The sequence below is a fragment of the Ottowia sp. genome (assembly GCF_047975795.1).
GTDB lineage: Bacteria > Pseudomonadota > Gammaproteobacteria > Burkholderiales > Burkholderiaceae_C > Ottowia.
On record NZ_JBKEEE010000010.1, the window covers coordinates 73,576 to 96,952 of the forward strand.

The 23,377-nt window shown below is 63.0% G+C and carries 21 protein-coding genes, 2 pseudogenes and 1 riboswitch; of the genes and pseudogenes, 3 read left to right on the top strand and 20 right to left on the bottom strand.

Annotation, left to right across the window (positions count from 1 at the left end):
- Window positions 1-19 precede the first annotated feature (19 nt).
- The 9 genes from gspN to gspG all read right to left on the bottom strand — a co-directional run bounded on the left by gspN (window position 20) and on the right by gspG (window position 8,192).
- Window positions 20-853, bottom strand: a complete 834-nt coding sequence (gspN, locus tag ACK5NW_RS01275; RefSeq protein ID WP_416924439.1) for a type II secretion system protein N — start codon at window positions 851-853, stop codon at window positions 20-22.
- Window positions 850-1,374, bottom strand: a complete 525-nt coding sequence (gspM, locus tag ACK5NW_RS01280; RefSeq protein ID WP_416924440.1) for a type II secretion system protein GspM — start codon at window positions 1,372-1,374, stop codon at window positions 850-852. Before gspM ends, gspN begins: the two co-directional genes overlap by 4 nt.
- A complete protein-coding gene (gspL, locus tag ACK5NW_RS01285; RefSeq protein WP_416924441.1) occupies window positions 1,371-2,603 on the bottom strand; it encodes a type II secretion system protein GspL in 1,233 nt (410 codons plus the stop codon). Before gspL ends, gspM begins: the two co-directional genes overlap by 4 nt.
- 109 nt (window positions 2,604-2,712) lie before the next feature.
- Window positions 2,713-3,915, bottom strand: a complete 1,203-nt coding sequence (gene gspK, locus ACK5NW_RS01290) for a type II secretion system minor pseudopilin GspK (RefSeq protein WP_416924442.1) — start codon at window positions 3,913-3,915, stop codon at window positions 2,713-2,715.
- Window positions 3,912-4,676, bottom strand: a complete 765-nt coding sequence (locus ACK5NW_RS01295; RefSeq protein ID WP_416924443.1) for a PulJ/GspJ family protein — start codon at window positions 4,674-4,676, stop codon at window positions 3,912-3,914. The genes gspK and ACK5NW_RS01295 overlap by 4 nt, the downstream gene beginning before the upstream one ends.
- The gene (gene gspI, locus ACK5NW_RS01300) at window positions 4,673-5,044 is read right to left on the bottom strand and encodes a type II secretion system minor pseudopilin GspI (RefSeq protein ID WP_416924444.1); all 372 of its coding nucleotides are present in this window, start codon (window positions 5,042-5,044) and stop codon (window positions 4,673-4,675) included. The genes ACK5NW_RS01295 and gspI overlap by 4 nt, the downstream gene beginning before the upstream one ends.
- A complete protein-coding gene (locus tag ACK5NW_RS01305; RefSeq protein ID WP_416924445.1) occupies window positions 5,041-5,541 on the bottom strand; it encodes a prepilin-type N-terminal cleavage/methylation domain-containing protein in 501 nt (166 codons plus the stop codon). Before ACK5NW_RS01305 ends, gspI begins: the two co-directional genes overlap by 4 nt.
- Complete coding sequence (locus ACK5NW_RS01310) at window positions 5,519-7,555, bottom strand: glycoside hydrolase family 99-like domain-containing protein (RefSeq protein ID WP_416924446.1); 2,037 nt, start codon at window positions 7,553-7,555, stop codon at window positions 5,519-5,521. Before ACK5NW_RS01310 ends, ACK5NW_RS01305 begins: the two co-directional genes overlap by 23 nt.
- A gap of 181 nt (window positions 7,556-7,736) precedes the next feature.
- The gene (gene gspG / locus ACK5NW_RS01315) at window positions 7,737-8,192 is read right to left on the bottom strand and encodes a type II secretion system major pseudopilin GspG (RefSeq protein ID WP_416924447.1); all 456 of its coding nucleotides are present in this window, start codon (window positions 8,190-8,192) and stop codon (window positions 7,737-7,739) included.
- Window positions 8,193-8,263: 71 nt separating this feature from the next.
- Here gspG and ACK5NW_RS01320 point away from each other — a divergent pair, with 71 nt between their 5' ends.
- Window positions 8,264-8,782: a type II secretion system protein N gene (locus tag ACK5NW_RS01320; RefSeq protein WP_416924448.1), complete on the top strand. Its 519-nt coding sequence runs from the start codon at window positions 8,264-8,266 to the stop codon at window positions 8,780-8,782.
- Between the two features lie 28 nt (window positions 8,783-8,810).
- Here ACK5NW_RS01320 and ACK5NW_RS01325 read toward each other — a convergent pair whose 3' ends face one another.
- The 7 genes and pseudogenes from ACK5NW_RS01325 to prpD all read right to left on the bottom strand — a co-directional run.
- On the bottom strand, window positions 8,811-10,304 hold the full coding sequence (locus ACK5NW_RS01325) for a hypothetical protein (RefSeq protein WP_416924449.1): 1,494 nt from the start codon (window positions 10,302-10,304) through the stop codon (window positions 8,811-8,813).
- A 72-nt stretch (window positions 10,305-10,376) separates the two neighbouring features.
- On the bottom strand, window positions 10,377-11,549 hold the full coding sequence (locus tag ACK5NW_RS01330) for a L,D-transpeptidase family protein (RefSeq protein WP_416924450.1): 1,173 nt from the start codon (window positions 11,547-11,549) through the stop codon (window positions 10,377-10,379).
- A gap of 276 nt (window positions 11,550-11,825) precedes the next feature.
- Complete coding sequence (locus ACK5NW_RS01335; RefSeq protein WP_416924451.1) at window positions 11,826-12,113, bottom strand: glutaredoxin domain-containing protein; 288 nt, start codon at window positions 12,111-12,113, stop codon at window positions 11,826-11,828.
- A gap of 41 nt (window positions 12,114-12,154) precedes the next feature.
- A complete protein-coding gene (locus ACK5NW_RS01340; RefSeq protein ID WP_416924452.1) occupies window positions 12,155-13,252 on the bottom strand; it encodes a ribonucleotide-diphosphate reductase subunit beta in 1,098 nt (365 codons plus the stop codon).
- Window positions 13,253-13,300: 48 nt separating this feature from the next.
- Complete coding sequence (locus ACK5NW_RS01345) at window positions 13,301-15,778, bottom strand: ribonucleoside-diphosphate reductase subunit alpha (protein ID WP_416924453.1); 2,478 nt, start codon at window positions 15,776-15,778, stop codon at window positions 13,301-13,303.
- A 160-nt stretch (window positions 15,779-15,938) separates the two neighbouring features.
- Window positions 15,939-16,161: riboswitch (cobalamin riboswitch) on the bottom strand.
- 99 nt (window positions 16,162-16,260) lie between these two features.
- Window positions 16,261-17,121: an isocitrate lyase/PEP mutase family protein gene (locus ACK5NW_RS01350; protein WP_416924478.1), complete on the bottom strand. Its 861-nt coding sequence runs from the start codon at window positions 17,119-17,121 to the stop codon at window positions 16,261-16,263.
- A gap of 14 nt (window positions 17,122-17,135) precedes the next feature.
- Window positions 17,136-17,342, bottom strand: a pseudogene (gene prpD / locus ACK5NW_RS01355) (2-methylcitrate dehydratase); the annotation flags it as partial.
- A 9-nt stretch (window positions 17,343-17,351) separates the two neighbouring features.
- On the opposite strand from prpD, the pseudogene ACK5NW_RS01360 reads away from it, so the two are divergent.
- Window positions 17,352-17,516: pseudogene (locus ACK5NW_RS01360) on the top strand (short-chain fatty acyl-CoA regulator family protein); the annotation flags it as partial.
- A gap of 140 nt (window positions 17,517-17,656) precedes the next feature.
- Here the strand turns inward: ACK5NW_RS01360 and ppk2 are convergent.
- Both ppk2 and ACK5NW_RS01370 read right to left on the bottom strand, forming a co-directional pair.
- Window positions 17,657-18,844 (bottom strand): polyphosphate kinase 2, encoded by a 1,188-nt coding sequence (ppk2, locus tag ACK5NW_RS01365; RefSeq protein ID WP_416924454.1) that lies wholly within the window; start codon window positions 18,842-18,844, stop codon window positions 17,657-17,659.
- A 169-nt stretch (window positions 18,845-19,013) separates the two neighbouring features.
- Window positions 19,014-19,604 (bottom strand): 5-formyltetrahydrofolate cyclo-ligase, encoded by a 591-nt coding sequence (locus ACK5NW_RS01370; RefSeq protein ID WP_416924455.1) that lies wholly within the window; start codon window positions 19,602-19,604, stop codon window positions 19,014-19,016.
- A 21-nt stretch (window positions 19,605-19,625) separates the two neighbouring features.
- Here ACK5NW_RS01370 and ACK5NW_RS01375 point away from each other — a divergent pair, with 21 nt between their 5' ends.
- Window positions 19,626-21,635: a transglycosylase SLT domain-containing protein gene (locus ACK5NW_RS01375; protein WP_416924456.1), complete on the top strand. Its 2,010-nt coding sequence runs from the start codon at window positions 19,626-19,628 to the stop codon at window positions 21,633-21,635.
- 97 nt (window positions 21,636-21,732) lie between these two features.
- Here ACK5NW_RS01375 and ACK5NW_RS01380 read toward each other — a convergent pair whose 3' ends face one another.
- Both ACK5NW_RS01380 and selD read right to left on the bottom strand, forming a co-directional pair.
- Window positions 21,733-22,173 carry a DUF1841 family protein gene (locus ACK5NW_RS01380; protein WP_416924457.1) on the bottom strand — a complete coding sequence of 147 codons (441 nt, stop codon included), beginning with the start codon at window positions 22,171-22,173 and terminating at the stop codon, window positions 21,733-21,735.
- 13 nt (window positions 22,174-22,186) lie between these two features.
- Window positions 22,187-23,293 carry a selenide, water dikinase SelD gene (gene selD / locus ACK5NW_RS01385; protein ID WP_416924479.1) on the bottom strand — a complete coding sequence of 369 codons (1,107 nt, stop codon included), beginning with the start codon at window positions 23,291-23,293 and terminating at the stop codon, window positions 22,187-22,189.
- Between the last annotated feature and the right edge of the window lie 84 nt (window positions 23,294-23,377).

A 23,377-nucleotide genomic window follows, 5' to 3' on the forward strand; every position in this document is an offset into this window, starting at 1 on the left:
TGGCGGGATTATCTGAGATTTAGCCTAAAGAGATGATGGCGCGCTCGCCCTGCCGACGTCCCAGCACGTTGAGCAGATTGGCCAGCGGTGCCTCCATGCCGGGTGCAGCCTGGGCTTGGCCGCGCAAACGCAGGCGCGTGCCAATCCATTGACCATCGGCCGACAGTTGAAGATGGCCTTCCAGCGTGGTCAGCTTCAGCGAAAGGGCTTGGCCGCTGTTTGTACCACCCCCATTCAAGACTACACGGTACGACCCCAAAGGCTCCAGTGTGGACAGGCGTGATGACATCTGGCGTGCGGTAATTTCGGCCTGGCCCGTGACATCCATGCGTCCGGCGTGCCAATGCACTGCCAGGCTGCGGGTCAACAAAGCCAATTCGCCTTGCGGGCGCACCGTGTTCCAGGGGGTGCCCAGGCCCGTCAGCAGCAAGGCGGGCCAAAATGATTGGCCATCGCCCACTTGTACCTGCGCGCCATTCCAGCGCGGGCTGATCTGTATGTGGATGGGTGTTTGGGGCGTGCAGCAATCAGCGCTCAGACGGGCCATCAGGCCCGTGAGCTGGGGGCGCAACTGCCACTGCACGCGCCCTGGCAAAGCGGTGCTGTCACGGCTGCCTGCGCCGCCGGTCAACACCAGACGGGCTGTGCCAGACCAGATGTTGCCTTGTGGTTCGGCCAGCACCACCGCGCCTTGTGTGGCTTGCGCCAAGCCAGCGGCCAGCCAGCGTGCGGGCGCTGCCAGGGCCAATATCAGCGCCAGGCCAATGCCTGCCCCCAGCCATGCCCAGCCCCACGGGGCATAGGGGGGTGCTGTGCGGGTGCTTGCACGACGAGGGGCGCGTTGCAGTGTCATGGGCTGGGCAAGCTGAGTGACAGCGTGCCGCTCCACAGGATGGTTGCGTCGGGCGTGGTGGCGCTTTGGCGCGTCAGGCGCGCATCAACGGGCATGGCGCGGGCGTTCACGCGCGCATCGGTCAGCCAGTCGGCCAGCGCAGCGGCTGGTGCGGATTGGAGCGTGACGTTGGCGCGGTCTCCTACCACCGACAGTTGTGCGGCGGCACCCAGGCGCTGCTGGGTGGTGGCTTGCAGCGTGCGCAAGGCTTCTTCGTGGCCCATGCGGGGCAGTGCCTTCAGGGCAGCGGCTTCGCGTTGAAGTTGTTGCATTTGCTGGGCCTTGGCTTGCAGCTCGGCGCGTTGATCTGCGGTGGTGCGCAAAGTGCGCAGCGCGGGCGACAGACCCAGCCACCAAAGTAAAGCCAGGCCCACCACCAGGGCAGAAAGCCCAATCAACCGGCGCTCACGTGCTTGCAATTGCCGCCAGAACGCCTGCATGCGGTGGCGGGCGGATGTTTCAGCAGATGGCTGACCGGTCATGGCAGCGCTCTTTCGCGCAGCACCATGCTGTCCGCTTCGGTGTGCAGTTGGTAGCCTTGCGCTTGCAAGCGCTGGTTGGTGGTAGCCAGCGGCCCGGTGGCCAGTTGAATGCCTTTAAGGCGCAATTCGCCTGCGCTGTAGTCGATTTGATTGGGGGTGGCTGGACCTTCCAGCGCCTGCCCCAGGGCGCTGAGCATCGGCTCCAGATCGCGCGGCGACGCCGCGCCGGTGGCTTGGCGCAGCGCTGCCAGTTGGCGTTGCATTTGCACTGGGCCGTCAACGACCACCTGGACCTGAGGGAAAGTGCTGGTCAGCGCGGCGTTGATGTGCGTGCGGCGGGCCACCAAATCCTGTTGAGCGCGCCAGGCCCACAAGTTCAGACCCACCAGATTGGCCAGCAGCAACAAGACGATGCCCCAGCGTGCCGGACGCCACAGCGGGGCGTGTAAAAAATCGCGCCAGACCGTGGCCATGCGCTTGGCTGCCCGGGCTGTGCCGGTGCGGGCCAGGTCAAGCTGGGCCAAATCCCAGTTTGATCGGCTGCTGGCCAGCAGACGCTGGGCAGCGGGTTGAATGATGACCGGCTGACGCAGCAGTTGCTCAGTCACTTCGGCCACCGCAGGCTCGGCTATGACTTCGGAGAAAGCGTTGTCTGGGCTGTTGGGATGATCTTCTGTGGTTTGGAGCAGGGCCAGGGTCTGGGCCGTCAGCGGCAGCGCCTGGGCACCGCCGGGCACACCATCACCGCTCATCAACGCCTGGGGCTGATCGGCCTCGCCCACTACTGTCAGTTGCAGCGGGCCGGTGCGGGGATGCAGTTCGGGCACGATGCGGCTGATGGGGCGCTGTGCTTCGTCCAGCGCGTGCACATGTGCGGTCAACCAGGCTTTTGGGCACACGGCGACCCAGACGGCGCTGCCGCTGCGGGCGTCAGGGCTGAGGGCAAAGTGCAGTTGCTCAGGGTCGTCCAGCAACTGCTCTTCCAGCATGCCGACAAGAACGGTGCGCAGGCGAGCCGAGCCGGGGCCGACGCCGGGCGGCAGCGTGACGCGCTGCCATGACAGTTGCGAAGCGGGTACCACCGCCACCACTTCGACGCCACGGCTCGCTGTGGGCAGCAAGGCCGCGCTGGCGCTGCCATGCGCGGCCAGCGTCTGGCCGTCAACAGAGGTGGCGTAGGTATAGCTGCCCGGTGGCCCGGGTGGCAGTGTGAGTAACAACAGGCTCATGGAAAGGTGGGCCTGATTGTAGGTGGCCGATGTAAATACACGCTGGCGGGTGGCGCGGGTGGCGAATACGGTCGAGGGGTGCGGTCGAAGGGTGTGATTGGCGCAGGACTTATGGCCCGTCGGGCACGACCACGGCAGCGCGTTCACGCCACAGGGTGGACACGCCGCTGCTGCTGCGTCGCACAACGGCAAATTCTTCCAGCGCCACGTCGTCCAGGCGCAGGCGCCCGCGCACCTCGAAATAGCTGGAGTTGACGCTTTGCCATGTGGCGTCCACATTCATCCCCGAAATTTGCGCAACCGCTGTGGCGACGTTTTCAAAGTACTGGCTTTGCCGCTGGGCCACCAGCCGCTGCGCCCCGGCTTCGTCGATGGACAGGTTGGCGGCGTAAATAACCAGCGCGCTGGCGGTGTTCAGGTTGACCGGCACGGCCACGGGATTGTTGTTGTTGCCGCTGGTGACCGGCAACACCGTGACGTAAGGGCGCAGTATGTCAAGCGTGTCGGCCGACAGGCCCAGCCAGGCGAGCTGGTCAAAGCGCCGGGGCATCAACAGGGCATCGGTGGTATCGCTGGTGTCGGCTCCGGTGCGGTTGTCTTGCATGGCGGCGTCAGCGCGTTGCAGGTTGTCGCGCAAGGTGGCCAGCTCGCCGCTGCGCAGACCCAGGGCGTTGAACAGGCGTTCAAAGCGCTGGTAGGCGGCCAGACCGTCGCCGACCAGCAGGTTCATCACGTTCAGGCGCGATTGCAGATCGGTCACCTGGCCGGAAAGAAAGGCGTCGCGGTCGGTGTCGGTGCTGGCTTCGCCTGCGGCCAAAAAGGTGGACAGGCGCGCTTCGGCCAGCGGTACCGACCAAGGCTCGCCCAGATGATCGACGTATTGCTTTTTCTTCCGGTCTTCGCGGCGGTCACCGGCCAGCAGCAGGCGGCCCCAGTCGAGCGCGCCGGTCAGCAGCCAGGCCGATTGCACCCGTGCGCGCTCGGCCGCTTCGACTTCAACCCCGCGCCACTGCCGCCACAGGGCGGCGGTGGCCAGTGTGGCCACCAGTGCTACGGTGACCATGGCGGCCAGCAGGGCCGCGCCGGATTGTGCGCCCCCACGCTGCGCGGCTGCGCCCGCTGCGCTGCCCCCCAAGGGGGCCGCACCCGCCTTGGGACGGCCCGGCGGCGGGTGGTGTGCGCCCCCACGCTGCGCGGCTGCGCCTGCTGCGCTGCCCCAAGTCGGGCAAGGGGCCTCGGCTTCGCTGATGTGTGGGGCCGCACCCGTTTGGGGACGGTCAGGTGGCGGGCGGTGCAGGGTGGGCCGGGTCATGGCAGCGCCCCAAAGTCGGGCCGCACCCAGTCGATCACCATGGAGCCTGCCAGCGCCTGGCCGGGGGCCAGGGTCATCATCAGGCGCACGCCGTCGGGCAGGGTGTAGGTGTTGGTGGCCGATGCGGCGCTGCTGGATTGGGCGTTGGTCCAGGCGTTGTTGCGAAAGTACTGCAACTGCCAGTCGTTCAAGGTGGCCACAGCCACAGCCTGTGCGCCGCTGTTTTGTAGGCCCGTGGGGGCTGACTGGCTCCAGCCAAGCGCCGCGTCCCAGGCGCTTTGCCAGGCGGTTTGCGAGCGCAACGGGGCAGACTGCCAGCGTAGCCACTGGCCGTCGCCACGGCGCGTCCAGGCCACTACGCGCAGGCCAGCGCTGGGCACGTCGGTCATCATGCGGGTGATGCGCAGCACGTTGCCGTTCCAGTCCAGGCTGCGGCGGCTGGCGGCGCTGACGGGCAGGGTGCCGCTGGCATTGGGCCAGCTCATCATGGCGTCCAGGTCGGCCTGCCACTGGGTCAAGCCCGCTTGCAGGGTGAGCACGTCGTCGCTGTAGCGGTGGGTGGCTTCTTGCGCGCGCAGCATGCCGTCGATGCCGCGCCAGGTCAGCGCGGCCATCACGGCCATGATGGTCAGGGCCACCAGCACTTCGACCAGGGTAAAGCCTTTGACGGGCGTGAACGGGCCATTTTTTTTAAAGCCAAATTGGCCTTTTACGCTTGATGCACAAGCGTTATTAGCTATTAAATAAATAGCTTTAATCAATTGCGCCCCACAATGGTGACCACCCGAACGATGAATACCCCACCTTCGCTGACGGTGGCGTCCACGCGGCGGAAGTTGGGGTTGGGCGTGGGCCGTACGGTTTGCTGCACTTGCAGCGTGCGCCCGGCTTGCACGCAGTCGTTGCTGAAGTCGCCCACGCTGGGCAATTGGCGCGCCAGCCGCAGCTCAACCAGCTTGTTGGCAGCGCACAACTGGGCCAGCAGCACGTCGGCCTGGCGGTCGGCGTTGTCGGTCAGGGCGGTGGTGGCTTTCAGCCCCGCCACCAGGGCGATGGCCGTGATGGCCAGCGCCACCATCACTTCGACCAGGGTGAAGCCCTGCATGTGGCGAGCGGGGCGCAGGGTCATTGCAGTTGCTCCGCACGGAACGGGCGCAGGCCGTCGGTGGCCACGGTGACCTGCTGCACCCGGCCATTGCTGGCGCGCTGCAACACCACATATTGCGCGCTGATGATCGGGTCAGGCCCCAGCACCAGGTTGTCCTTGCTGACCACGGTGGTTTGTGCGTCCAGCCACCGATCGGGCAGAGGTGGTGCAGTGGCGGGCAGGCCATCAAATTCGAAGCCACCGATGGTGGCGCGCCATAGCACCGGCACGCCCGCCGTGCGCGATTGGGCGCGGGCCGACTCCAGCACGGCGGCCAGCCGGTCGCCTTCGCGCGCCAGCAGCGCGTCGCTGCCATCGCGCAAAGCCAGCGCCACCACCGTGGTGCCCAGGGCGATGATGGCGACTACCACCATCAGCTCGATCAGGGTGAAGCCGCGGGCAATTCTTCGAGTAGTGTGGTGGGCGGCGCAGGCAGCGCGTGAAAGCGGCGTGCGGTCAGCCGGGTGCTTGTGGGGCATCAGCCAAGCCATCATTCAATCCATCAGTCAGCCCGTAAGCCACGCGCTGGGTGGCGGCCAGCAGCGCATGGCCGTATTTGCGGTCGGGTTCCAGATAAACACCTTCGGCCCATTCGTTCCAGGCGTTGATGAACACCATTGACGTGCTGCCCAGTACCGGGTGGGCGCGGGCAAAGTCGGTCGATTCGCGCAGCCAGCGTTCGTACAGCGGCGGCGTGCAGCCATGAAAGATTTGGGCGCGCTGGCCCTTGCGCGCGGTGTTGTCCCAACTGCCGGCCAGCACGGTTTTGACCAGCGGTTGCGTGGGTGCCGGTAGCGCGCGCAATTTGTCTATTAAGGCTTCGTAGTAAATGACGTTGATTTGGTGTGTGGGCTGGTAAAAGTCGAGCACGCCGTTGGCGCTATCTGCTAATTGATAAGTCAGTGAGTTGGAGGGGGGGAACTCGAAGAAAAAATCCACACCCAGATCAGCGGTGCCGCGCAGTGTGCCTGCGGCCATCAAATCGGACTTTTCATGCCCGCCAATCCACAATTCGCCCAAACCCAGCTCGCGTGCGCGCGCGCGCCAACGCGCGACGTAAGACCGTGTGGTGATGACATCTGCCGTGCCATCGGGGCCAATCAGTGGGTAAACCAGCAGCACCGGTTTGCCTTCGATGCGCCGATAGCCGGGGTGCGACAAGATGGGTTGCAGGTCGTCGATGAAACGCTCAGGGTCGTCAGACAAATGCTGGTGTGCCAGCAGAACATCTTCACTGGCTTGGTGGTTTCCACCGTCCACCCAGGTGCGGCGCCAGTTCTCGTTGCACCACATGACGAAGAAGGGCAACTCAAACTCGTTCCAGCGCGCCATGTACTGCTGGAGTGGCATCTCCAGCATGGGCGTGCCGCTGAACCAGTAGTAGTAGAAGATGAAACCTGCCAACCCGGCCTGCTTGGCCAGTGCCACCTGACGCGCCATGACCTCCGGCACGCGCAGGTCGTAATAGCCCAACTCACCCGGGTGGCGCGGCTGGTAATGGCCGTTGAAGGCTGGCCGGGCGCGGGTGACGTTGGTCCACTCGGTAAACCCTTCGCCCCACCAGCGGTCGTTTTCGGGTGTGGGGTGGTATTGCGGCAGATAGAACGCGTACAGATCGACGCGCGCGCGGGGCGTGGGCGGCGCAGGGGGCAGTTGCGGCACATGGTGCACCGGGTCAGGCTGGAATGCCTGGTCGTAGTCTGCGCTCAAGCGGTCAACGCCAGCGCCTCGGACAGCAGGTTGCAAATCGTGTAACAGGCGTTTGGGCACGGCACGGAACATGAATTGTTTGGCGCACAACTCGCCCAGCGTTTCGCCATTGGCCCGGATGCCGACGTTCTGGTACTGAAACGCATAGGGTGCGCCTGGGCGCACCAGCGGCGCATGGTGGGCGTGAAAGGCGGCCAGGCGCTCGTCCAGTGCCACACCGCCCTGAAGGATGTGGTAGCCCGTGGTAGCCATCAGACCGTGGATTTCCTGCAGCGTGAAAAACCGGATATGTGTGACATCGAGCAGACCGTTTTCGGCGTAAGTAAAGCGGCCTTCAGCGATTTCGTTCATCAACCACAGGTTGCGCAAATTGGGCAGGCTGATGACCAGCTCAGCATCTTCACTCAACCAGGGCAGCAGCGCGGTCAACACGCGCCAGGGGTCGTACAGGTGCTCTAGCACGTCGCCCAGCACCACGCCGTCCACCGAATGGGGTTTGAGGCCCAGCAAGGCCAAATCCTGCTCTTCAAACTTGCCAACGACCACCTTGTCGAGCTGGGCCAGCGATTCTTTGGCTGCGGCGCGGTTCAGCTCAAAACCCCAATATTCGACGTCGGGAAACTTCTGTTTGCAGTATTGGCCGGTGTAACCCGCGCTGGAGCCGATCTCGATCACGCGGCGGCGCGGGCTGCTGAACAAGTCAATCAGCTCTTTGCGCACAAGGCGGTGATAAAAGGTGACGCTGGTGTGTTCCACACCCAGGTGCTGTTGCCAGGCGATCATGATTTATTTTGAAGGTGACTGCGCCACCATGCATTGGCGAAGCCAGTGCTGCGGCACCAGCTTGGGGCAGCGCAGCGGGGGAGCGTGAGGGCCATCACCCACCGCCGGGCCGCCCCAAGGTGGGTGCGGCCCCCTCGGGGGGCAGCGCACCACGCGCAGCGGGGGAGCGTGGGGGCCTTGTTCACTGCCAACTGCCAATATCGGCGTCTTTGCCTTCGCCGCCGCTTTGGCCGTCAGCACCGTAACTCATCACATCCACTTCGCCTTGCACACCGGGGTTGAGGTACATGTAGGGGCGGCCCCAAGGGTCGTTGGGCAGTTTTTCCACGTAAGGGCGCCAGTTGGTCGGTTGGGGGTTGATGGAAGGGCGGGCCACCAGCGCCTGCAAGCCCTGCTCGGCCGTGGGAAAGCGCAGGTTATCGAGCTTGTACAGCTTCAGTGCCTGCATCAGGTTGTGCACGTCGGTGCGCGCGGCAGTGGCGCGGGCGTCGTCGGTGCGGTCGAGCACGTTGGGCACGATCAGTGCGGCCAGCACGCCAATGATGACCAGCACCACCATCAGCTCGATCAGGGTAAAACCGGCAGCGCGACGGGCGCGGGCGGCCAGATGCAGGGAATGGGGGATGAAAGAGGCCATGTGGTCCGTCAACAAAGCAAATCGCATCAATGATAATCCCCGCTTATGAACGCTTGTTTGTCCCACTGTCCATGAGGCGGCGTCCTTCCCCCCGGTTGACGGCAGGTCTGCTCACGGCCCTGGTGTGGGCGTTGCTGGCGGGCAGTGCCTTGTTCTGGGCGTTGCGCATGGGGGCCAGTCCGTTGGTGAGCGCCCAGGTGGCCGATGGTGCGTCAGGTGCTGCGCCGCTTGACCAGCGCAGCGTGGCGCGCATGCTGGGTGCGGCTGATGGTCCGACCCGCGCCGCACCTGCCCACGATGTGACCAAACGACTGACCCTGCGCGGCATCGTCACCTACGACGGGCGCGGGGCGGCACTGATTGCGGTGGATGGGCAGCCACCCAAGCCGGTGCGCGTAGGTGCCGTCATCGAGGGCGTAGACGGCGGCTGGACCGTACAGTCGCTCACCCCGCGCGCCGTGGTGCTGGCTGCGGGCGAGCAGCAGGCCAGGCTGGAGATGCCGCTGATGTCCGAGCGCTCCAACGCCACCGATGCCAAGATGGCCTCAGCCGGTCGGGTGCCGCCGCCTGCCCCACCTGTCAAACGCTGAAAAACGCTGAAACGCGCGCCGTTCAGCGCTAATTTTCTGGATCTGCGATGGCCCCGACAGAGACGCGCAAGGGCACCCGGTACACGTTGCGCGGCTCGGGCTTCTGGGAATTGTCTTGGCGGCCTTCAAACACCAGCGCTTGGGCGGTGGCGTCCCAGCGCATGGGCTCCAGCGTGTAGGGGTTGCGCAACTCGGGCGGTTGGCTGGCCAGCCAGGTGGTCATGTGCGCGGAGTCGATGTTCTCTTGCAGGGCCTTGATTTGCAGCAGCACCAGGCGGCGGTGGGCTTCGACGTCATGGGTGCGTTCGATGTAGGTCGCATAGCTTGCCATGTCGGTATTCAGGCTGAGCAAATACGCCCCCAGTGGATTGCGTAATCGCAACCACGGTGGCAGCCAGTTACCAATTGCGCGTGTTGGGACTTTGGTGCGGATGGCATTGATCTGCGTATTCAACTCGGTCGCAGGGATCCTGGCCAAGGCCACATTGCCTTGCCAGTATGGATAGCCCGCATTCATGGTTGCGTTGGGTAAATAGACAAATTGTGTTGGCCCTGATCTAAGGGGGTACGAAAGATGATCGCTATCGGTGTTTGATGTTGTACGTGAGCCTGCCGCTGCGAGGGATGACAGCATGCCGAATGACATCGCTGCCTCACTTTCGATGGCTGTGCCCAAATCAGTGGGGTGGATGTCCAGTATTTGCAATAAGTTTGCGCTGTACGCCATCAACAAAGGCTGGTGACGGAGCGCGTTGCTGATGAATTGTTGCTGTCGAAACAGAAGTTTGCGGGTGTTCATTGAGTTGACCCAACTACGTGACCCTGCTGCAAGCCGCTGCAAAATCTGCGCGTTGCGCATCAGCAGAGCCACGCCGTCTACTTGTCGGGCACTGTTCAGCATCAGCGCAACCTGCATGATGATCAGTTCTGATACAGCGACATAAGCGATATCAGGGGAGCTGACATTCAGCTCTGGAATGATGATTTCGTGGAATTCTGGCGTTTCCAGCAGCGACAGATACCGTTTGGCTAGCGGCGTATTGGCGGTTAACAAGTGTCGAATAGCGTAGGTATGCTGGATGTAGTGTTCGTAGCAATCTAGCTCACCCTCCGGGCAGCGTGCGGGGGTTATGTCGATACTTGAGCGAGGAAATGCTTCACGGGCATATGGCTCGGAGTGTCCTGTGCGTTGTAGTTGTTCGTACTCCTTGAGCTGCATTTCAAAAAAATGCTTGCCTGTTTCAAATGCATCCTGGTCTGCAGGTGCGCCAAGGCCCAGTAAGGTGAAGTAGCCATTACGCCGCATGGCTTCTGACGAGGGGGCTGGAATTTTAGTAACGCGACTACTTCGGGGCGCGGTGGCTCGTCGTGTCGGTTGGTCCACCACAGTGCGGCAATCAAAATTATTGCCAGCAGAAAAACGGCTTGCAGCAACCGATGTAGTGTGCGCCAGATGGTCCAAACACCCAAGATCAGCTCCGGTGGTGGCCAGCGCAGCACGCGCCAAGTGGTGCGCAGCCAATAGGGGGACTCATTGTGTTGTGCTCATCCGTGCTTGCTCCTTAAAAGTGAGCTTTGACAGTTGATGGCCCTGTCAGCCTTGCGCCGCCTTGGCGGGCATCCACTTCCACACGGCCAGGTGCGTGGCATCCACCGCGGGCAGGGTGCTGACGACCAGGGTGCTGCCGGGGCTGAGGGCGGCGCGCAGACGGCCGGGGGCACCGGCGTCGATGGTGGCCAGCAGATCGCGCCACAAAGCCGTGTCCAGGGCGGGGGCTGCGCTTGCTGCGCCCAAAGCCTGCCAGTGGCCGCCAGCGGCCCAACTGAAAACGCCGGGCGAGGGCACTGGCAATTGCTGCGCTGCGGTGGGCAGCGGGGCGGCGGCCACGATGCGCCCGGCTTGCAGAGCGAAGGCGCGGTTTTGCGGCAGGCTGACCAGCAAAGTGAGTGGCGGCAGCGGAGGCAACAGCACCAGTTCGGATAAACCGGGCAAGCCAGATGCGGGCATGGGGTCGGTGATGGCTGTGACTGCGGCGGTGGCCAGCGCTGCCGATGCCGCGCTGGATGCGACCACGGGCAAAGGTGTCGATGCGACAGGTGCGGACGGCTCCGGCCAGGCCCAGTAGCCCTGTGCGGCCAGCATGCCGGGCAGCAAAGCTGGGGTGCCTTCCGGTGTCAGGGGAGCCAGCAGGTGCAGCGGGTAGCCGTCGCCTTGGCCAGCTTCGCGCACGATGGCCACTTTGTTCCCCCGCTTGATCGCGCCAAACAGGCGCGGCGCAAAGCTGGAAGGCAGGCGCACGCAGCCGTGCGAGGCGGGGTAGCCTGGCAGCGCGCCGCCGTGCAGGGCAATGCCGTCCCAGGTCAGGCGCACCATCCACGGCATGGGGGCGTTGTCGTAGGTGCTGGATCGGTGGTGGCGGCGCTTTTCCAGCACGGTGAACACGCCCGGTGGCGTGCTGTGGCCGCGCTTGCCGGTACTGGTGCTGGAAAAACCAATCGCCACGCCATTGCGGTAAAGCTGCACATGCTGGGTGTGCAGGTTGGTCAGCGCCACCACCGGCCCCTCGGGTGCGAAGGCGGGCAGCCACAGCGACTGGCCTGGGCGCAGCGGGTGAACAGGCGCGCGGGCCGCGCGGCGGCGGCGCGTGCCGCTGGCGGCCCAGGCGGTGGATGTGGTTGTAGCAGAGGCGACTGCCAATGCCGCACCCAACTGGGTCAGGCTGCGGCGGCGCGTCAACGTTATGAGGGCGGGGGCAAGATTGGTCACATCATCGTCTTGAAGCGGTGTTGCAACAAATCGTACCAAAATGCATCGCCGTACACGGGATGGTTTGGCAAGGCCCGCATGCCCTTGGGCATGCAGCGTGATTTTTTGCCAAAGGGTGATTTGGCGCAGGTGCGTCTGGCGCTGAAAGCTATTTAATGGATAGCAAAAATACGCCGTCACCTTGTCTGCGCGTTGACCGTGTTTGTCGACGCATCAACAATCGCCGGGATCATCGGCGTTGGTGCAGTGCAGTGTGCAGACCGGTGGCGCTGCCGATCAGCACACCACGGCAGGCTGCGCCGCCGCTTCTCTGGCCTGGCCTGCCGGGGCTTGCAGCAGGGTGCGCAGTGCCTCGTAGCCGCCAACGTAGGCGGGGCCGTCGTGGCGTTGGACAAAAATTTGCGGCAGGCTGCGCACCGGCTGGCCCACTTTGGCTTGCAATTCGTCGGCGCTGATGTCCTGGCCGACGGTGCGGTATTCAAATGTGACGGACTGGATTTGGCACAGCATTTTGGTTTTGTTGCAGTCGGTGCAGTTGTCTTTGCCGTAGATGATGACTTGCATGAAGGGAGGCTCCTTTGGGGTTTTAGAGAAGGTAAAAATTTTCAGAAATCGTCGTCGAACACCAGGTCTTTGTCGGTGCGGCGCATGACGCCGACTTTGTAGGCGGCGATGTCCTGCTCTTGCGGCGACGCCTGGATTTTCGAGATGTTGAGCCACTTTTCCATGAACTTCAGCGGGTTGGCGGCGGGCAGGGTGTATTGGTTGGCGGTAAGCCCCAACGTTTGGTAAACGTCTTTGGCGCAGTACAGCGTCCAGGCCGACAGGCGCTCGGCGTTCATGCCGACGAGTTCGCGGCCTTCGGAAAACAGGTAGGCAATCCAGGTCAGCTCGCAGTCGATGACTTCGGCAATCATCTTTTCAATGTCAGCGCGGCACTGGGCAAAGGCGGCCTGCCCGCGTTCGGTTTTCAGCTCGTTGAGCAGCACCGCGCGGTCCAGCTCGGCATGGATTTCCAGCTCGTCTTGCGCAATCTTCTGGATGGCCTTGCCGATGGGCTGGAACAGCCCGGTGTCGCAGATGGCAAAGGTGACGGCAAAGCTGGCCAGAAACTGGATGCGTTCCATGCAAAACAGCGCCACCACGGTCATGAAGACGGCGTTGTAGGTGTTCTGATCGTTGGGCAACTGGCCCAGCGCGTACTGGTGCGATGCCTCGTAGCCGGTGGCAAATGCGCGCTCTACGCACTCCAGCCGGTCGTGGGCTTGCTGCACGCGCAGGATTTCGTCCAAGATGACGGAAGGGTCGTCGAATGAGTTGCGCACGATTTCGGAGTAGGTGGCCGCGTGCACGACTTCGTTGTCGGAGATGCGCTGCCACGCCGCCCACAACTCGCTCGACGTGATGAAGGGGGCCAGCACAGGCGCAATGGCGCGCGAGGCGACCGAGTCGGCCTCCCACTGCCAGGCCAGCGTTTTGATCATCATGTCGTAGGTGGCGCGCGAGCAGGATTTGAAGTCGGCGTTGCAGGACGAGTAGTTGAACTCGTTTTCGTCCCAGTCCAGCGATTTCTGCGCCTTGTACAGCTTCCAGATCTCGGGGTAGTGGCGGTTGACGGTGTCGAACAAACCCGGGCGTTCGCCCAGCAGCAGCAGGGGCTTGGCGTAGTCGGTTTTGGCGTAGTTGAAAACGGTGTCGGTCATGGCAGGGGTGGCCTCTTGTTGTCTATCGCTGAGACTTTGAACACGCTTTTACAGGGTGCAGGCTTCGCAATCGCTGTCGCTGTAGTTGTCACTGTCGCTGACTTGCTGTGCGGCTTGCAAGGCCGCAGCAGCGACCTCTTCGGGACGGGCGCGGGGAATGCCCAGCTCCAGTTGGCGCATGCCGGCGGATGTTTTCTGGTTCATGTAGTACTTGGATTTCAAGCCCAGCCGGACGCGGTACAGGTAGTTTTCGATCAGCTCGGTCGACTCGATGCAGTCGTCACCGATCACGCGGCGGTAAAAGTCGGCCGAGATGCCTTGGTCGGTCCACTTTTGCACGATGGCGTACAGCTCGGTCATGTCACGGGCCGGGATGTCCCAGGCCGACTGATAGTGCTCGGCCAGGGTGTCGCCATCGGGCGCGGCCCAGTAGTTGACGCGCTGGTTGTCGGTCTTGATCAGCGTCAGCTCGCGGATCGGGTACAGCCCATTGGTGGTGCCCGAGGCGTTGGCGCTGGTTTCGGTGGGCATGTGGGCGGCCAGCACCGAGTTGCGAATGCCGCCGTTGGCCACGATGTCCTGACGCAGCGCCTGCCAGTCGTAGCGGTTTTCAAAGGGGGCGATCTTGTCGACGTTGCGGTTGTAGCTGTCGATGGGCAGCCAGCCTTGGGGCCAGCGGGTTTTGTGGATCCACGGGGCGTTGCCCAGTTCGCGGCCCAGTTGCAGGCTGGCGCGCAGCAGGTGGTAGTAATGGCGTTCGCCCACCTGGTGGATGAACTGCTTGCCTTCGGGTGTGGTGTAGTGCTGGTGGTTTTTGGCCATCAGGTGGGCCAGCCCCAGAATGCCGACCCCGGCATTCAGGCGGTTGCGGCTGGTCACGCCCACCTGCGGCAGTTCGTAATGCGCCAGATGGATGCATTTGTCGATCATCAGCAGGGCGTAGTAAGCCACTTCGGCGTACTGCGCTTCGGATTCGATGTTGGACACGACAATGCCCGCCAGGTTGCAGGTGGCCACCTCGGGCGACGAGCGCTGCACGATGCGCTCGATCGGCAGGCCATCCAGCGCATCGCCGGCTTGCAGATCGTCGGGCCACAGCGCGCCACGCGAGGTGCTCACGCGCTGGTCGCCGGGCAGGGTGCGGCGCTCGCCCGTGGCCAGCTCGATCTCGACAAAAGAGATATCGCCTTCGGCATACAGCTCGGTGATGTGGTTGTAGGCCGCAGTGGGCAGGGCAATTTCTGCGCACAGGTTGGATGAAAAGATGGTGTCTTTGAACGGTGTGTGCCGGTTCATCTCGGCAATGTTGTGCTCGTACACGCGTCCGGTTTCGTTCCACTCGTTGCTGGCGGTGATCAGTAGCTCGCGGGCGCTGACCCAGGTTTTGGCAAACGACTCATCTTGCTCGTAGCGCGCGTACAGTTCCTCAAAGCGGGCTTCGTCGCCGCTGTACAGCGCCATTTGCAAATCGGGCGCGGTGTGGCAGTTGAACAGGAAAATGTCTTCGTTGCGCGCCACCTTGCGTGCAAAGAAACGGTTGCCCCCCCAAGAGTAGTCCATGCCGCGGATCTTTTTGTCTTCGGTGGACATGGGGTTTTTCAGGCGCAGCAGCGTGTCCACTTCCGGGTCGAAGATCGGGAAGTAAGTGGTGCAGGCTCCGCCACGGCCGTTTTGCAGGTTGGATTTGACCTCGGCCACCAGCGCCCGGTAATAAGGCAGCTTGCCCTGGTGGCGGATCACGCCGCCGCGCACCGGATCATTGATGGAGCGGGTTTGCATGTGCGCGCCAATGCCTGCCGACATGTAGGTCATGGTGTTGGCAATGTGGTTGCCCACGGCGATCGATCGAGCGTTGTCGCCCACCGTGTACAGACAGCAACTGGCGTAGCCGCGCAGCGGCGTGCCCAGGTTGACGTGGTTGGGTGTGGGCGCGTTGATGCGGTTTTTGGACAGGTGTTCGTACAGGCGCTCTACGTCGCGCATGCGGCGCTCGCGCGGCTGATCGACGGCCAGCGCCATGGCCATGCGCATGTAAATGAATTGAGGGGATTCGTAGTACACGCCCTGCACCCGGTCAGCGATGGCGTATTTGGTCAGATGGGTGTGCAACTGGTAGTGGGCATATTCAAAATCGCGCTCGTGGTCGATCCACTCTTGGATGACGGCGTATTCCGATGCCGAATAGTCCAGCATCTCCATCAGGCCAAGCTGTTGCAGCTTGCGGTGCAGTGCCAGCACGGTGGGGCGGTCGTTGCGATAAAGGTCTTTGCGGATCAGCGTGGCATACAGGCGCCCGGCCATGCGGTTGTACGACCATGAGTCGAAGTTCAGGCAGGTGCGGATCAGTTGCTGCTGCAAATCGCGCGAGGTGGCGGTGGTGGACATGGCCGAGACGGCTTCCAGCACCGCCGACGGCCAGTCCACCGCGTCACCCAGGGTCTGGGCGGCCCATTGGCCCCACTGGTTGAGTTTGGATGGCGTGAAAGGCTCGGTGTGCCCGTCGCGCTTGACGATGGTTTCCAGCATTTGTGTCTCGCAAGCCAGGCTACAGACACCGAAAGCCCGCAGCATCTGGTCGAAATTGTTGTCCCAAGTGCCTGCTCCCGCGCGCAGGATCGAAAAGCCAAGTTCACACGAACTCACATGCACTGGCGATGACCGTGGGCTACCTGTGGGTGGCTGGTGACCGGCTGTCCAGTGCGTCGGCAGGGCTGCGGACTGTGCAGAGACGAGCCTGAAGTTTCAAGCTGCTTTTTGTGCCCCACTTCCTGTGCGCTGGACACCCAGTGCGAAGCGGGCACGTTGCTTTTTCTGCTTACCGCTGCGGGGCAGTTTCGGGCTTGCACCGAAAACCCTCTTTCGATTCGCCATCAGATCGACAGCCAAATACCAACGGGCACAATATACAGTGTTTTTGAAGCCATTTGAACACTACATATAGTGTTTTTTTGAGATGGCGACTTTGTGTTCTGTGATGCAGGGCGCAGCCTACACGGGTGCGAAACTTTTCATGAAAAGCGCTTTTCCAGCGCATCCCATTGAGGTTTGCCTACCAGTCGCTGGCGCTCTGCAAATGACGTAACCAGGCCGCTGGATTCCTGCACCTGCTTGTCGTCGCGCAGTGTTGTCAGGGTTTTTTGCATGCCCGCCACTGCGCCTTGCAAGGCCGCGTTGGCGTACAGCACGATGCCAAAGCCCAGCTCGGCCAGTTGATCGGCGTTGAAGATGGGCGTGCGCCCGCCGATCACCATGTTCATCAGTTGCGGCTTGGCCAGGCGTTGGGGCAGGGCTTTCACCTCTTCGGCCTGCGTGACGGCTTCGACGAACAGGAGGTCGGCACCGGCCTCGGCGAACTGTTGCGCGCGCTCCACAGCGGCTTCAAAACCATGCGTGGCCGCTGCATCGGTGCGGGCCATGATGAGCAGATCGGCATCGCGTCGCGCGTCGACAGCCGCCTTGATTTTGCTGATGGCCTCTTCGGTGCTGATGACCTCTTTGCCGCTGAAGTGGCCGCAGCGCTTGGGGGCTACCTGGTCTTCAAGCTGAATGCAGTCGGCCCCGGCGCGCTCCAGCGTGCGCACGGTGTGGTAAACGTTCAGCGCGTTGCCAAAGCCGGTGTCGGCATCGACCAGCAGCGGCACGCTCACCGCGTCACGGATGCGCGCTGTATGGTCAGCGATTTCGGCCAGCCCCATGAAGCCTTGGTCGGGCAGACCGAGCCACATGTTGGTCACGCCCGCGCCGGTGACGTAAATGGCTTCGAAGCCCAGGTCTTCGATGACCTTGGCCGACAGTGCATTGAACGCGCCGGGCACGATGGTGCCGCGCCGCGCTTCGGCCAGCGCGCGCAGGCGCTGGCGGGTGGTCAGTGGTGTGTTGGTGTTCATGCGGCAATCGTAAACAGATCGACGAAGTCGTTGACCGGCGTGGCTTCCAGCTTGTTCTGGTCGAGCGCCAGCGCGAGGATGGCTTGTTGCTGCTTGGTTGGAAACTTGCGCGCCAAGTTGGTGCGGAACTTGGCTTCGAGCAGTGGAATGCCGTCGGCGCGGCGGCGCTTGTGGCCGATGGGGTATTCAACGAACGCCACCTCGTTGGCACCGCCAAGGGGCTTGACTTGCAGGCCCCTGAAGTGACGACGCCGATTGGCATGGGCTGCAAGGTGTGCGAGCGCGAACGCTGCCCGCAACGGGCGTTCCCCTATGTCGGGCGCACGCTGGGCGTGGACGAAAATCTAAGCCGGTTCACGCCCTACGGGTTCGCCTGATGAAGGTGAGGCTTGCTGAACCCGTAGCATTGCTTTAATTTTGATAGTTGACATGGCTTTAAATACAGGCGTCAGAGGCTATTTTGGGTATAAAAAAGCCCGCATCAGGCGGGCTGTGGCATGAGGGGGTAGCAGCCGTATTACAGCAGCGTCTCGGGGTGTTCGCCACGCTCGTACACCACGTGGGCGCGGCCGACGATCAGGGGATCGAGCTTGCCGACTTGCGTCAGGTCTTTGTCCTCATATGGCATTTTGTGCAGCACGTAGCGCATGGCGTTCAGGCGGGCGCGTTTTTTGCAATTGCTTTTGATCACCGTCCAGGGGCTGTCGGCGGTGTCGGTTTCAAAGAACATGGCTTCTTTGGCGCGGGTGTAGTCGTCCCATTTGTCCAGGCTGGCCTTGTCGATGGGGCTGAGTTTCCATTGCTTGAGCGGGTGGCCTTCGCGCTCTTTGAAGCGGCGGCGCTGCTCTTCGCGGCTGACCGAAAACCAGAACTTGATCAGGTGAACGCCTGATGACACCAGGTGACGCTCAAATTCAGGCGCTTGGCGTACGAAGTCGTGGTATTCCTTTTCAGAGCAAAAACCCATCACGCGCTCAACGCCTGCGCGGTTGTACCAACTGCGGTCAAACAGCACGATTTCGCCTGCCGTGGGCAGGTGTTCGACATAACGCTGAAAGTACCATTGGCCGCGCTCGGTTTCGGTGGGTTTTTCCAGCGCCACCACACGCGCGCCGCGGGGGTTGAGGTGTTCCATGAAGCGCTTGATGGTGCCGCCCTTGCCTGCGGCGTCGCGCCCTTCAAACAAAATCACCACGCGCTGGCCGGTTTCTTTGACCCAGCTTTGCAGCTTCAGCAACTCGACTTGCAGTTTGAACTTTTCTTTTTCGTACACCGCGCGGCGCAGCAGGTTTTTGTACGGGTAGCCGCCATCGCGCCAGTCGGCGGCCAGTTCTTCGTCGGGGTTGGGTTTGCTGACGTTGGCCGCTTCACTGGCCTTGATGGCTTTGCGCAGTGCCTTGCGGTCGTCGGGCGAAGCGCCTTCCAAAATGGCGCGCAGGCCGGTTGCGCGTTCGGCTGGGGTACCGGATTTTTCGTCCATCAGCAGGCGCTGCACGGCCACCAGTTGCTTGTCGCGCGCGGAGACGGTGGCGCGATCGGCGATGAATTTTTCAAGCGCCTTGGGTTTGAGTGAAGGTGGGGTGTCGCCTTTGGCTACGGGGCGTACGCCATCGTTGATGCGGCTGGTGGCGGAGCTGCCGTTTTTGCGTGCGACGGGCTTTTTGACGGGGGGGCTGGTTTTGCGGGTGGAGACGGGCTTGTCCATGGGTGTCCTCTCTGAAGGTTGAATTGAATGGGGGGTGTCGGACGCAAACTCAAAGCCTAAGCCCGAAACTTTCCAGTATCTCTCTGACAGGCATTTTTTTGCTTGATATCAATCAAGATAAGCCGTCCATCGCGTAGGGTTGTAGGGGCCATCAAGCCCCGTCCATCGGTCAGACTCCGCCAATCGGCCAAACCACCCCGTTGTCGTTCAAGATGGCGTCCAGCGGTTGGTCGTGCGGCTCGGGTTCCATGTCGTCGATAAAGCCGTTGGTAAAACCCAGTCCCACGGTGACAGGGCGCGGTTGCAGCGCGGCCAGTGTGCGGTCGTAAAAACCGCCGCCATAGCCCAGCCGGTAGCCGCCTGCGCCATAGCCCACGCAGGGCACGAACAGCAGGGTAGGCACGATGACCTCGGTGTCTTTGGGCTTTGGAATGCCGTAGGCGTCTTCTTCCATGGGACAGCCGGGGTACCAGATGTGAAATTTCAGGGTTTTGTGAACCTTGTCCACCACCGGCAGTCCGATGCGGCGGCGCAGCGGCTCGTCCATCAACTCGCCGTCTTCCTTCCAGCGGTGCAGCGCGGGCAGCGGGTCAAATTCGCCCTTGATGGGCCAGTAAGCGCCGATCACCGTGTCGGCCCTGCCCACCAGCCAGATGCGCATGACGTGTTGCAGCGCGTCGCAGCGGGTCAGGCGCTCTGGAAGATGTAAGCGTTCTTGAATCAGGCGCTCGCGCACGGTTTTTTTGTCGAACTTGCTCATAATTGACTCATGCGTTTACCCATGATTTTGACATTCTTGCGCCTGGCTGCGGCGTATGTGGTGGGCTTTGCGGGCCATGGGCTGTATCTGGCCCCGGTGCTGGCGCAGTCGGTGCCGCAGATATCGGCAGACGGCGATGCCGTCATCCTCGACATGCGCGAAGCCCTGCGCCGCAACGACAGTGCGCGCCTGACCGAGTTGTTGCCGCAGGCACGCGGCCATGCGCTGGAGGTGTGGGCCGCCTACTGGGAGCTGAAAGCGCGCCTGGAAGAAGCCACGCCGCAAGACGTGCACGACTTTTTGCAGCGCTACGCAGGCACTTACCAGGAAGACCGACTGCGCAACGATTGGCTGCTTTTGTCGGGCAAGCGACGCGACTGGGACAACTTTGCCCCTGAGCTGCCGCGCTTTCGCATGCAAGACGACCCGCAGGTGCGCTGCTTTGCCGTGGCGATGGACGCCATGCAAGGGCGCGCCGTCAGTGCGCAAGCGGTGCAGCAAATGCGCATCGACTGGTTTGGCCAGCGCAATCAGGACGACGGCTGCCTGCTGGCCGCCGATGTGCTGCGCCAGAGTGGGCAACTCAGCAGTCAGGACTTGTGGAAAAAAGCCCGTTTGGCGATGGAGGCCAACCGGGCTTCACTGGCGCGTGCGGTGATTGATCTGGAGGCACCCGATGTCTCATCTGATGTGGCGCAAATCCAGAACAGCGCCATGCGCTACCTCAACCGCGCTCAGCCCGCGTCGCGCTTTCAAGCGGCCTTGACCACGCTGGCGCTGATCAAGCTGGCCGTGGCTGACCCCGATCAGGCCGCTGCGCAAATGGATGGCCGCAAAGCCGCCCAGCTCAATCCCGAAGAGCGCAACTGGGTCTGGGGCGTGATTGGCAAGCAAGCGGCCACGAAACTGCAAGACAACGCGGTGCGGTACTTTGCCAAAGTCACCCGTGCGCAGAATTTGACCGACGACATGCTGGCCTGGCAGGCGCGCGCTGCCCTGCGCCAGGGCCAGTGGCCGATGGTGCAAAGCGCCATCAAAGCCATGAGCGCTGACGAGCGCCAGGACAGCGGCTGGACCTACTGGCTGGCGCGGGCCAACCAGGCCCAGGCCCGCACTGATGCTGACCGCGCTGCCGCACGCCAGTTGCTGCAGGGCATTGCTGGCTTTGGTGGTTTTTACGAAAAGCTGGCGCTCGAAGAACTCGACCGCCCTATCACACCGCCGCCTGCGCCTGCGCCATTGACAGCGGCCGAGCGCGATGCAGCGCGCCGTCATCCGGGGCTGAACCGTGCGCTGCTGGCCATTGGCCTGGGCCTGCGCAGCGAAGGCGTGCGTGAATGGAATTACTGGACCAACCTGCACGAGCGTGGCGGCATGGATGACCGCGCGCTGTACGCCGCTGCCGATCTGGCCTGCCAGCGCCAGGTGTGGGACCGCTGCATCAACGCCAGCGAACGCACCAAGGGCTTTGCCGACTTTGTGCAGCGCTTTCCCATGCCTTACCGCGACGCGGTGGTGCAACAGGCGCGCCGTATTGCGCTTGAGCCGGCTTATGTGTACGGCCTGATCCGACAGGAAAGCCGCTTCATCATGGACGCGCGCTCTGGCGTCGGTGCCTCTGGGCTGATGCAGGTCATGCCCGCCACCGCGCGCTGGACGGCGCGCAAGATCGGCCTGGAAGGCTTTACGCCTGATCAGATTTACGACCGCGACACCAACATCCTGATTGGCACCAGCTACCTCAAACTGGCGCTGGACCAGTTTGAAGGCTCCATGCCGCTGGCCGCTGCCGCCTACAACGCCGGGCCGGGCCGACCGCGCAACTGGCGCAACGGCCCGGTGATCGAAGGGGCCATCTGGGCCGAAAACGTGCCCTTTACCGAAACCCGCAATTACGTCAAGAAAGTGCTGTCCAACACCACTGACTACGCCATCATCTTGAGCGGCCAGCCGCAATCGCTCAAAGCCCGGCTGGGCAGCGTGGGGCCTGCGCCGGTCGAGATGGAAGTGGTGACCAAGGACTTGCCTTGAGGCCAAGAATTTCGGCCAAAAGCGTAGTCAAAATTGGTTTTGGGCGCTTATGTACAAAGCGCAGCAAGCTATTGAATAAATAGCTTTGAACACGCTCTTAAAGGCTGTCGCTGGTGGCGCGCCGCTGCACGCATTCCACATAGGCTGCACCGTCGGGCGAGGTGCTGCGGCGCTGCGCGTCGGCCAGCATCTGGCCCAGGCATTGCATGGCCTGGTGGTGCGCGGCGTGCAAGTCGCCCAGACGGCGTGCGAGCAATTCCACCGCCTGCCGGATGCCCGGTGGCTGGTCGATGCTGCATTGCTCGCTGATCGACAAGTGCATCGACAGGTGCAAGAACGGGTTGCCGCCCACGGCACCTTCGTCATAGGTGCGCTGCACGGCGGCGTCGGCATCGGCGAAGTCGGTGTGCCATTCGGGGTGCTCGGCGATCCAGCCTGCGGCCAGCGTTTCCATGGCGTCCAGTGGCTGATTGGCTTGCGATTTGACCCAGGCGTTGCAAAAAAAGCGCCGGACTTCGGCTTGAGTGGGGGCGAACATCGGACGGCCTTTTTTAGCGTGTGGTTGGGTGGTTGACCATCAGCGGCTTGTCGCCTTGCGCCGCCATCCGGCCCACCACGGCTGCATCATCAAAACCGTGTTGGCGGAACACGCCCAGCACCTCATCCACGGCATTGGGCGCGCAGGCCACCAGCAGGCCGCCGCTGGTTTGCGGGTCGGTCAGCAGGGCGCGTTCGGCCTCGGCAAAACCGGGCGGCAGGGCGATGTCGTGGCCATAAGCGGCCCAGTTGCGGCCACTGGCCCCGGTGACGATGCCTTGGGTGGCCAGATCGCGCACGCCGGGCAGCAGGGGCACGGCGGGCCAGTCGATCTGCACCGTCAAGCCTGCGCCGCGCGCCAGCTCCAGCGCGTGGCCAGCCAGGGCAAAGCCGGTCACGTCGGTCAGGGCGTGCACGCCCGGCAGTGCGGCCAGCGCGGGGCCGGGTGTGTTCAGGCGCGTGGTATGGGCGATCATCTGTGCGTAACCGTCGCTGTCCAGCCGGTCTTTTTTCAGTGCGGCCGAATAAATGCCGACGCCCAGCGGTTTGCCCAGCACCAGCACATCGCCTGCCTGCGCCGCTGCGTTGCGCTTGACGCGGCTGGGGTGCACCAGCCCCAACGCCACCAGGCCATAAATAGGTTCGACCGAATCAATGGTATGGCCGCCCGCAATGGGGATGCCCGCTTCGCGGCAGATGCTGGCGCCGCCTTCCAGAATCTGTCCGATGGTGGCGGTGGACAGCACGTTGATCGGCATGCCCACAATGGCCAGCGCCATGATGGGCTGCCCGCCCATGGCGTAGACGTCGGACAGGGCGTTGGCGGCGGCAATGCGGCCAAAGTCGCGCGCGTCGTCGACGATGGGCATGAAAAAGTCTGTCGTCGCCACCAACGCCTGATCGTCGTTCAGACGGTAAACAGCGGCGTCGTCAGACGTTTCAATGCCCACCAGCAATTCTGGCGGTACCGGCAGGCCACCCGTGCCGCGCAGGATGTCGGACAGCACCCCCGGTGCAATCTTGCAGCCGCAGCCGCCGCCGTGCGACAGACTGGTGAGAAGCGGTTCGCTGTGGGTGGGTGGTGAAGCGGTGGTTGATGCGGTGGTCGCTGAGGCGGGCATGGGGGCATTCATGCGCCGATTGTCGTTGATGGCACAAGACCAACAGAGCGCTGCGCCGACACAGGAAAGTGGTCGCAAGCCGCA

Excerpts from the sequence above, each read along its gene's own strand:
- gspN (WP_416924439.1), bottom strand. The coding sequence starts at position 853 with ATGACACTGCAACGCGCCCCTCGTCGTGCAAGCACCCGCACAGCACCC.
- gspM (WP_416924440.1), bottom strand. The coding sequence starts at position 1,374 with ATGACCGGTCAGCCATCTGCTGAAACATCCGCCCGCCACCGCATGCAG.
- gspL (WP_416924441.1), bottom strand. The coding sequence starts at position 2,603 with ATGAGCCTGTTGTTACTCACACTGCCACCCGGGCCACCGGGCAGCTAT.
- gspK (WP_416924442.1), bottom strand. The coding sequence starts at position 3,915 with ATGACCCGGCCCACCCTGCACCGCCCGCCACCTGACCGTCCCCAAACG.
- gspI (WP_416924444.1), bottom strand. The coding sequence starts at position 5,044 with ATGACCCTGCGCCCCGCTCGCCACATGCAGGGCTTCACCCTGGTCGAA.
- ACK5NW_RS01305 (WP_416924445.1), bottom strand. The coding sequence starts at position 5,541 with ATGCCCCACAAGCACCCGGCTGACCGCACGCCGCTTTCACGCGCTGCC.
- ACK5NW_RS01310 (WP_416924446.1), bottom strand. The coding sequence starts at position 7,555 with ATGATCGCCTGGCAACAGCACCTGGGTGTGGAACACACCAGCGTCACC.
- gspG (WP_416924447.1), bottom strand. The coding sequence starts at position 8,192 with ATGGCCTCTTTCATCCCCCATTCCCTGCATCTGGCCGCCCGCGCCCGT.
- ACK5NW_RS01320 (WP_416924448.1), top strand. The coding sequence starts at position 8,264 with ATGAGGCGGCGTCCTTCCCCCCGGTTGACGGCAGGTCTGCTCACGGCC.
- ACK5NW_RS01335 (WP_416924451.1), bottom strand. The coding sequence starts at position 12,113 with ATGCAAGTCATCATCTACGGCAAAGACAACTGCACCGACTGCAACAAA.
- ACK5NW_RS01340 (WP_416924452.1), bottom strand. The coding sequence starts at position 13,252 with ATGACCGACACCGTTTTCAACTACGCCAAAACCGACTACGCCAAGCCC.
- ACK5NW_RS01345 (WP_416924453.1), bottom strand. The coding sequence starts at position 15,778 with ATGCTGGAAACCATCGTCAAGCGCGACGGGCACACCGAGCCTTTCACG.
- ppk2 (WP_416924454.1), bottom strand. The coding sequence starts at position 18,844 with ATGGACAAGCCCGTCTCCACCCGCAAAACCAGCCCCCCCGTCAAAAAG.
- ACK5NW_RS01370 (WP_416924455.1), bottom strand. The coding sequence starts at position 19,604 with ATGAGCAAGTTCGACAAAAAAACCGTGCGCGAGCGCCTGATTCAAGAA.
- ACK5NW_RS01375 (WP_416924456.1), top strand. The coding sequence starts at position 19,626 with ATGATTTTGACATTCTTGCGCCTGGCTGCGGCGTATGTGGTGGGCTTT.
- ACK5NW_RS01380 (WP_416924457.1), bottom strand. The coding sequence starts at position 22,173 with ATGTTCGCCCCCACTCAAGCCGAAGTCCGGCGCTTTTTTTGCAACGCC.
- selD (WP_416924479.1), bottom strand. The coding sequence starts at position 23,293 with ATGCCCGCCTCAGCGACCACCGCATCAACCACCGCTTCACCACCCACC.